Source organism: Bartonella sp. TT29SHDZB (assembly GCF_042193395.1).
Taxonomy (GTDB): domain Bacteria; phylum Pseudomonadota; class Alphaproteobacteria; order Rhizobiales; family Rhizobiaceae; genus Bartonella.
This window is the reverse complement of sequence record NZ_JBHILQ010000023.1, coordinates 5,287-14,570: the sequence shown is the minus strand read 5'-3', so window position 1 is coordinate 14,570 and position 9,284 is coordinate 5,287. Positions and strand designations below refer to the sequence as shown.

At 40.2% G+C, this 9,284-nt stretch carries 7 protein-coding genes; 3 read left to right on the top strand and 4 right to left on the bottom strand.

The features are described 5' to 3' along the window. Positions 1–486: 486 nt before the first annotated feature. Positions 487–810 (top strand): hypothetical protein, encoded by a 324-nt coding sequence (locus tag ACFIJJ_RS08250; RefSeq protein ID WP_375622820.1) that lies wholly within the window; start codon positions 487–489, stop codon positions 808–810. 897 nt (positions 811–1,707) lie between these two features. On the opposite strand, the gene ACFIJJ_RS08245 is transcribed toward ACFIJJ_RS08250, so the two are convergent. From ACFIJJ_RS08245 to ACFIJJ_RS08230, 4 genes are all read right to left on the bottom strand, one after another. Continuing rightward, positions 1,708–2,871, bottom strand: a complete 1,164-nt coding sequence (locus ACFIJJ_RS08245) for a DUF6990 domain-containing protein (protein WP_375646597.1) — start codon at positions 2,869–2,871, stop codon at positions 1,708–1,710. Between the two features lie 10 nt (positions 2,872–2,881). Further along, positions 2,882–3,259 (bottom strand): hypothetical protein, encoded by a 378-nt coding sequence (locus tag ACFIJJ_RS08240; protein ID WP_375646596.1) that lies wholly within the window; start codon positions 3,257–3,259, stop codon positions 2,882–2,884. Positions 3,260–3,951: 692 nt separating this feature from the next. Beyond that, entirely contained in the window at positions 3,952–4,236 is a 285-nt protein-coding gene (locus tag ACFIJJ_RS08235; RefSeq protein WP_375646595.1) for a hypothetical protein, read from the bottom strand. Between the two features lie 1,539 nt (positions 4,237–5,775). After that, a complete protein-coding gene (locus ACFIJJ_RS08230) occupies positions 5,776–6,111 on the bottom strand; it encodes a hypothetical protein (RefSeq protein WP_375646593.1) in 336 nt (111 codons plus the stop codon). A gap of 1,776 nt (positions 6,112–7,887) precedes the next feature. Between ACFIJJ_RS08230 and ACFIJJ_RS08225 the strand changes: the two genes are divergently transcribed. Further along, positions 7,888–8,451 (top strand): NADPH-dependent FMN reductase, encoded by a 564-nt coding sequence (locus ACFIJJ_RS08225; RefSeq protein WP_375646592.1) that lies wholly within the window; start codon positions 7,888–7,890, stop codon positions 8,449–8,451. A gap of 18 nt (positions 8,452–8,469) precedes the next feature. Then, the gene (locus ACFIJJ_RS08220; protein ID WP_375637680.1) at positions 8,470–8,985 is read left to right on the top strand and encodes a short-chain dehydrogenase; all 516 of its coding nucleotides are present in this window, start codon (positions 8,470–8,472) and stop codon (positions 8,983–8,985) included. Positions 8,986–9,284: the final 299 nt, after the last annotated feature.

The following is a 9,284-nucleotide window of genomic DNA, read 5'->3' as shown; positions in this document are numbered from 1 at the left end:
AAGGCAGTATCCAATCTATAAGAGGATGCACTCTAGCCCTCAAAAGAGTGCATCCTTCCCCTCAACGAATACCGCCTTAAACCCTCATAAAGGCAGTATCCAATCTATAAGAGGATGCACTCTGGCCATCAAAAGAGTGCATCCTTCCCCTCAAGGGTTTTACTCAACTTTTATCGCATCTCATTTTTATGAACCCTCATTTTTATGAATCCTTGGTCAAAGGCACAAAAAGAAGTTTGCTAGCAACTATTGTATCACCCACCTTATGGGATTCCACTTGCCTACAGATCTTTCATACTTTTTGGTGCCTTCATAAAATCGAATCTGAAAGAATTCATTAAGGCAATTAAGGGTAAATTTTGTCAATTTGTAGACAAACTTTATTCTTTTTTGTGATTGTTGTATTTTTACTATAGTTATTTAAATCGACTTTATATATGATACGCATCGATATTTATTTGTCGAAATAAATATAGGAGAAAAACTATGAATATCAGATATTTTTTCATAGCGGGAGCTATTACAAGTGGTTTAGCTCTCGCGATTCAAAAATCTGATCGTATAGTCAATAAAAAACCCTCTCCCATTGTTGCCCCTTATACTATTGAGAAAACAAATTTACAGTTTGTTAAACAAGTAAGGGACACATCGGATACATTGAATATACTGAGAGTCAGTAATAGAAGCGCATCAGAACAAGCATCAATAAACGATATATACGAAAAAGGAAAAAGTTTATTGAATGCAATAGCTGTTTTTTTAGGATCACTTATTATATATTTCATACAACTTGTTTCTACTAGAATATAAGATACAAAAAGTTCTTAAAGTAAAGTTATATACATTTTGTATATATTATAAAATTTAAATAAAAAGGCCCCATTTTATAAAGGGCCTTTTTTAGTTTAATTTTTCCTTTGTTTTAATTTAATTTTTATTGTGTTTTTATTTTTATTATCCCAATATTACCGCCTTCAAAAATGCCATTTTTTGCCTTCCTCTCCCCTCAAATGACAAAGGCTCTAACCCCTTTCCCCCATAGCGCTTTAGTCAATGGACCTTTCCCTCATACCGCTTTAGTTAATAAGGGGTCCACAATCCTCGTGTTCTTCTTGTTCTTCCCAAAAATTCTTCTGTTTTCAAGAAAATGACCATGCATCCCCTACATCATCGGATTGGCTTACAACTCTCCATGAAGCAGACTGAAAAACACAAAAATACCATATAAATTTTTGTATCAATATCACCATACTGAAACGCTGTTGCAACTTAACAAGCGCTGCTTCATTGGCAAGAACTTCTTAAAGACAAAAAATACCTCAAAGGAAAAAGACCTTAACACTGCTCAAAAATGCCATTTTTTGCCTTCCTCTCCCCTCAAATGACAAAGGCTCTACCCCCTAGCTTCCCTCCCATAGCGCTTTAGTCAATGGACCTTTCCCTCATACCGCTTGAATAAGCAATAATTTATGAGCATTTTCTAACAAAAAAGAGACCGCCTTTAAGAAGAGAGTAGAATTTATAATTGATTTTTCTCCTCTATTCTTGAGGATCAAGCCATTTCCAGTCTATTTTTTAAATCTTGGCTATTATTCTTGATTTTTCGAACCCTTTATTTTGCTCTGGTAAGAAAGATGTGAAAGCGCCATGATTGAGACGCTTTCACATCTTTTAAATAAAAGTGCTTTTCTTCAACAGGAGAATAAACTAATCAATTTTTATATCCATAAATGCGATTTTACCATCTTTAATATAAGTAATATCAGGAGCATGTTTTACCCCCTCTGCTTCAAACACGAACTGTTCATCACTCACCCCTTCAAACCCTTGTTCCCTTAATTCTTGTTTTTTCTCCTCGACTATTTTTTTATGAAAATCTCGTTTTTGATTACACGTATTAGGGGATCTCACTCTAAAAAGCTGATAGTCCATGGCTATAGACCACTTCTCAGCAACCCGTTCCAGTAGATCGTAACTGAACTTTCCTTCCCTTTTCACTTCTTGAGCTATCGCTAAAGCGCGTTCCAAATGGACTTTTTCAATGGTTTCATCAAAGCCAAGCTTCTCCCCTGCCGTAAAACTTTCGTCATAAGAAGCTAAAGTCTCAACATCGCCCAGCAAGGCAAGAGCAGCAAGATGCAGCAAAGCATAAGGTGCAAACTCTACGTCTCCATCCGGTGCCCAAGATAAAGAGTCTTTTTCCCAAGGGGGAATACTATATTGAGAGCGAAACATTTCATGCAAAGAATCATCTTCCATTGTCCATTTTAAAGTTGTATCGAGTGCTTTCTTTAAAAGCTTGGCGCTCACTTTTTCTTCAAAAATTTCCAATCCATTGGGTACAAAATTCATAAATACTGTTGGCAAAACCCCAGAATTATGCGGATTAATCGTCTGACAAGCCGCCGCAAAAATACCGCTCATAATTAAAAGTCCGCGATCAAAAGGCGAAAATTCTTCCACTCGTTTCTCGTTATAAAGAAACTGCACTTCGCGATCTGGTAAAAAGAGGGTTGCCAAATAATCTCCCTTTCCCTCGATTTCCACCGACCATCCCAAGCTTTTTAAAAGCCCTGTTGCACTTTCTATCGTGAGAATTTCATCATCATCATAATCGGCAGAGAACTCTTTTTCCTTTAGTTGCAAACGCCTCTTCTGCACCACGGCTTCATCTTTCCAAAACTGCTGCGTTGCAAGATCATTTTCTTTAAGCACTCTTTCCAGCTCGCCTTTCACTTGGAAATTCATTTTCATCCGTTTAAAGACAGAGGTATAAAGAGCTAAAACAAGCATGATAATGATCATGCAAATAACAATAAATACCCAGAACAGGGGATCTAATAGAAATACGGCTATAGGATCACTGTTCATTTTTCCCCTCTCAGTCTTTACAAAGCCCGTGCGACAGAGAGCTTATGTGCTCTCGCACCGAGATTGCTTCTTCTAGTTTCTGAATATTTTTGTACAACTCACCCGTCACTTTGGTGCGAAGCCGTAACATAACCGGAATAAAAATAATAACACAGACCATTATGATGTCCGTTGTTTTAAGGAGAACGGCATGCACAACATATTGCCACCCTGTCAGCTGCCAATTTAATACACCTGGTATTTCTAGAACCATTCTCCACATGATAATGAGAACAGCAATAGCAAAGATAATTTTATAATCCTTTGCTGAGAGCAACACGTGCTGGAGCGAAAAAGAATGCACTCCTTTATGCGTTTCTTGCTCTGATGCCCAATTTTGCTCCTTCATGTATTCCCCTCTCTCTTTGAAAAGACCCGTGCGACAGAGAGCTTATTTGCTATCACACAGAGATTGCCTCTTCTCGTTTCTGGATTTTTTTCCAATTTACGCATTATGATGATGCAAAACCCAAATACCACCGGAATAAAGAAAAGTACACAGACCATTATGGTTTGCGTCATAATAAAAATTATAATATTCCTGCTACCTTGCCACCCTCTTACCTTCCTCACATTGCAAAAAATAAAGATTTTCAAACCACGCCAATCTGTAAACAATAGTCACAATTCAGCTTTTTCTTCCCAAAAATTCTCCTATTTTCAAGAAAATGACCCTGCAACCCCACTTCAATAGGATTCATTTCAAAGCTTGAATGAACAAGGCTCCTAAAAATACGAAAACAACCCATATACCGCGCACCCCTACAAGCAAAACCGTTCCTTCCTCACACCTCAAACGATAAAGTAAGTCCCAAACGCTTACTCTAGGCTCTAAACCCCAAGGGCTCTTATTCCCTTAAATCAATACTAATCCATAATCGGCTTTTCTTTCACTCAATGCCACCCTCAACACTGCTCCTTAGAGCAATGTTTACGGACAACCCATGAAAGAGCACCAAAAAATATCAGAGGCAAAATGGTATAGAGAGCAATCCCTATAAAGGCTGAATCTCTCATAATTTCTTCATTATTTTTTCCCTCTCATGACTTCTCAAACGCTGTATCCTGTTCTTGCAAGACGTTTTTCAGTTCTTTTCTTAAACAGCGATACGTTCTCACCTGCTTAAAGACACCATAATAAAGTTGTAAAATCATCATAGGAATACAAGCAACCACCAATGTCACACACATAAGCACGAGACCGAATATTGTAACAAGAATATCACTCCATTTTTCTCTATCGCCTTTTTTATACCAATCCTTTTGATCGGTTATTTTACCCCGTTGCTGGTTTATTTCTTTCAATTTTTGAGTATTTTTTCTCAACAAAAGCCACAATGTTATGAAGAGTATGTACAGAACTGGAAACAAGACCCAAACACACACTGTAATAACTTTCCAAAACGCATACAGAGAGAGAAAAAGAGGTGTATCCCACCACCCTGTCAAGTTCTCTTGGCTACCCAAGGATGGGAAAAATAAAATCCTGTTGCACAACTCAATAATGAGCGAGAGGAACCAAATGACAACATGCTCTCGCACAGAAAAATAATCTTTCCCAAAAAAATAGCGTAGTTCATTATAAAATGCTGAATAAAATTCTGACTTTTTCCCCTTCATTGCTCTTCCTTTTTTTATGAAAAATGCATTTCTTTATCTCATGCCCGCTTTTTTAAGAACCACGAAAAGTGCGATGCATGGCGCTTTCCTTATTTTTAATAAAACCCCCCAACTTTCTAAAAGCGCGGTTACTCTTCCCAATGATTAAGAGCATCCTCCTCATTACAAACGAAAATAGGCTCTCTTCTTTGTCTGATGATTTTCCAACCATTCATCCTCCCCTCTTCTTGTGTCACGAGCTTCCAAACATTGCCTCTCCCCCCTTACGATAGCGACAAAAGCGCCTTGTCACTCTCTTTATCTTACGCGTTTTAGTAGCCGTCTCATTCTACGATACGTTCTCACCTGCTTAAAGACACCATAATAAAGTTCTAAAATCATCATGGGAATACAAGCAACCACCAATGTCACACACATAAGCACGAAAACAAATATCATGACAAGAATATCACCCCTTTTTTCTCTATCGCCTTTTTTATATCGATCCTTTTGATCGGTTATTTTACCCCGTTGCTGGTTTATTTCTTTCAATTTTTGAGTATTTTTTCTCAACAAAAACCACAATGTGATGTAGAGTATCAACATAACTGGGAATAAGACCAAAACACACACTATAATAACTTTCCAAAACGCATACAGAGAGAGAAAAAGAGGTGTATCCCACCACCCTGTCCGTTCCCCATTGCTACCCAAGGATAGGAGAAAGAAAATCTTGTTCCACAGCTCAAGAGAAAAAATGCTGTACTCTTTGCTATCCAAGGATGAGAGAGAGAGAATCCTGTTCCACAGCTCAAGAAAGAAAATCCTGTTCCATAGCTCAATAATGAGTGAGAGAAAACAAATGACAACACGCTCTCGCATAGAAAAAATACTTTTTTCGAAAAAATGGCGTAGTTCATTATAAAATGCTGAATAAAATGCTGAATTTTTCCCCTTCATTGCTCTTCCTTTTTATGAAAAACGCATTTCTTTATTTCATGCCCGCTCTTTATCTCATGCCCGCTCTTTTAAGAACCACGAAAAGTGCGATGCATAGTGTTTCCCTTATTTTCAACAAAAGACCCCAACTTTCTAAAAGCGCGGTTACTCTTCCCAATGATTAAGAGCATCCTCCTCATTACAAACGAAAATAGGCTCTCCTCTTTGCCTGATAATTTTCCAACCATCCCCTCTTCTTGTGTCACGAGCTTCTAAACATTGCCTCTCCCCCCTTACGATAGCGACAAAAGCGCCTTGTCACTCTCTTTATCTTATGCGTTTTAATTCCCGTTTCACTCTACAATACGTTCTCACCTGCTTGAAAACAAAATAATAAAATTCTAAAATGAGCATGACAACACCCGCAGGAAAAAAGACGTTTAGCAGAAATATCAACCAAAAGTATACGATAAAAAAACAGCTTATTTTTTCTCTATTGTTTTTTACTGGATTATTTTGTTGATCGATTGTGTGACCCCGTTGCTGGATAGCCTCTTCTAACTGCTGAATCTTTTTTTTCAACAAATACATTAAGATGAGATAAAGCACCAATAAAACAGGCATCAAGGCAACAACAACCACCATGATGACTTCACGCAGCACAAAAAGCGCCAAAAGAGTGCTATCCTGTGATACACTCAACGGCCACTTGGCTTCTAATGGGATCAAAAGAGCTTTATAACCTATCCCAATAAGGATAGAAATAAGACAAATAATCATATGATCTTTATAAGAACGAAATGATTTTCCAAAAAAAAGAGAGCACCGTTTGTTATAAAATGTGGAATTTTCCCCCTTCATTTGCTCTTCCCTTTTATACAACTGTTTGTCCCTAACTTTATAAGGATACGCATAATCTCTCAAAGCACAATTGCATCCATTATCGTCAAACAGAACACCCCAGAAAATACTCGTATTGCATATTTATGTTGCCAATAGTTTTGCCAATTCACGTGCTTGTTTTAAAGAAATCTCTCAACACTTCCAAACCAACGCGCATCACCCCCATTTCATGAATAGCCCCCATGAAGAGGATAACAATAGCGCCCCCATGAATATATCCCCTTACTATAAACTCTATCACCCCTATTGTTTCAATAAAAAATGTAATCCGGCGCCATTCATATACGCCCCCTGCGGCCTCTACAATAGCCTTACCCTCCCTTGCAACAAGCTACGCCATAACTCGTTCCTCAACACGGACAACCCCATTAGCCTAAGGCTCCTACGACAACCCCACCCCTGCCCAAAAAACAACCATACCGCTGCACCCTACAACAACCATACCGCTCTGCCCCTACAACAGCCATACCGCCCGCCCCCTACAAACAGCCATACCGCTGCCCCCTACAAACAGCCATACCCGCTGCCCCCTACAAACAGCCATACCGCTGCCCCCTACAAACAGCCATACCGCTGCCCCCTACAACAGCCATACCACTGCCCCCTACAACAGCCATACCGCTGCCCCCTACAACAGCCATACCGCTCTGCCCCTACAAACAGCCATACCGCTGCCCCTACAAACAGCCATACCGCCCGCCCCCTACAACAGCCATACCGCCTGCCCCCTACAACAGCCATACCGCTCTGCCCCTACAAACAGCCATACCGCCCGCCCCCTACAACAGCCATACCGCTCTGCCCCTACAAACAGCCATACCGCTGCCCCTACAAACAGCCATACCGCTGCCCCCTACAAACAGCCATACCGCTGCCCCCTACAACAGCCATACCGCTCTGCCCCTACAAACAGCCATACCCGCTTGCCCCCTACAACAGCCATACCGCCCGCCCCCTACAACAGCCATACCCGCCCCCTACAACAACCATACCCGCTGCCCCCTACAACAGCCATATCTAGCTTCTACGATAGCCTTTATCCCTTGAAAAGACAGAAGCATTTTTATTCTTTTCTCAATTGTTTTCCGCCCCCCACTTAAGACATGAAAAAAGGAACTTCCATTGATTTGCAAATGATCGCGCAATAAGAGCATTTGAAATGAGAAAATCTTACAACTTTCTTATTCCAATTAAAAAGGATCAATGATCATTCAAAATATGACGATATATTCCTTTTTTCATTGGGGATCTTGCAAGCCAATAGCTCAGAATATATTCATCAAAGCGCTTCTAAGACAGAGAAACAGCCGCTACTTTTGAGATCAAGCATTTTAATATTAATGAAAGCACTAACATTCCCTTGCAAGTTTGAGGTGTTGTTTTGTCAACAATCTTGTTAGCATGGACTGATTCTATGATGATGCGATATCATTACAATTGCTCTTTATAAACAGCATTGATACGCGCCATTTTACTCACACTTCTTTATAAGCCTTGCGTTATAGGCTTGTGGGGAAAAGATAAAGGAGAATCCTGTTGAATATAGCAATTATTTTGGGGTCTGTGCGTCAACCTTCCTTAACAAGAACTTTAGCCAATTATTTAGCGGATTGCCTCATAAAGCGGGGTGCATCACTTCATTGGGTTGATTTGCGTAAACAGCCCTTGCCGATGACAGATCCAGATTATCATCAGCAGGTTGAAGCTAATCCAAGTGCTGCGGTCCGTGAGTTTGTAAAAACCATTGCCGCGGCTGATGGCGTTATTCTAGCAAGCCCCGTTTATCAAGGGTCTTATTCGGGTGTTTTAAAAAATGCTCTTGATAATTTGAGCTATAATGCCTTTTTAAATAAACCTGTTGGGCTTATCTCTCATGGGAGTACGGCCAAAAAATGCGCACAACCGTGTGAGCATTTAGTTCCGGTGGTGCACACGCTTTATGGTTATACACTCCAATGTCAAATCGCCTCTTCCAACGAAGATTTTGCCTCAGATGATGAAGGTCGTACTTGGAAAGTTATAAGTGAAGAGGTACAAACCCGTTGTGAAAGACTTGCTGATGAAATGTACACATTTTTAAAGCAACGAGGTGGGATTTAAAGCAATAAGGGAGGGGGCATGAAAAAAAAGGATGCGCACTATCGTTATTTAGTGGTAGGGGGCACAGGGATGCTTGCCCCTTTGTATCAATCACTAAAGCCGCAAGAAGTGATTATTGCTGCACGCTTTCTTTCCCATAAAGTCCAGCTTGAGGCATTGCACAACAAACAGTTGTGCGTGTCGTTGGATTATGATTGTGCGGCATCAAAGGCGCAATTTTTAGAAGCTGTGAAGCAATGGCATGATCTAAAATATTGCATATTATGGATTCATTCGCCCGCCTATGCATTTTCTTGCGCATTAATTGAGCAGTTGGCTCTTTTGCCTAAACCGCCATGTATTCTTCATATTTTTGGTTCCAACATGCATGATCAAATGATCCTCGAGTGCGCGCGCAAAAACAAGGTTGATTTTATCCCCATTCAATTAGGACAAAAAACAACGCCCAAAGGTTTACGATGGCTGACCCATAAGGAGATAAGCCAACAGGTACTGGATGCCATAAAAAACCATATGAATAAACAAAACTTATGATCAAGACCTCTGCTTTGCAAAGAAGCCGAGCCCCTTCAATCTCTATCCATACCCGAACACCCTCTTGAATAGCCCATACTCTCTTACATCATAGGCTTTGAGAACGAACAATCCCCCTCCCTTACGCCTCTAAACAGCGGTCCTTATATCAACAGCTCCAAAACCAAACGTTTTTTCCTCCTCACACGGGCTTATCCCCTTCTCAGAGTTTATTCCCTCCACGTGTTTTTACCCTTCTCATGCGGGCTTATCCCCTTCTCACAACCGTCACAGCTCTTGACCAACCACACCCCCTTTTA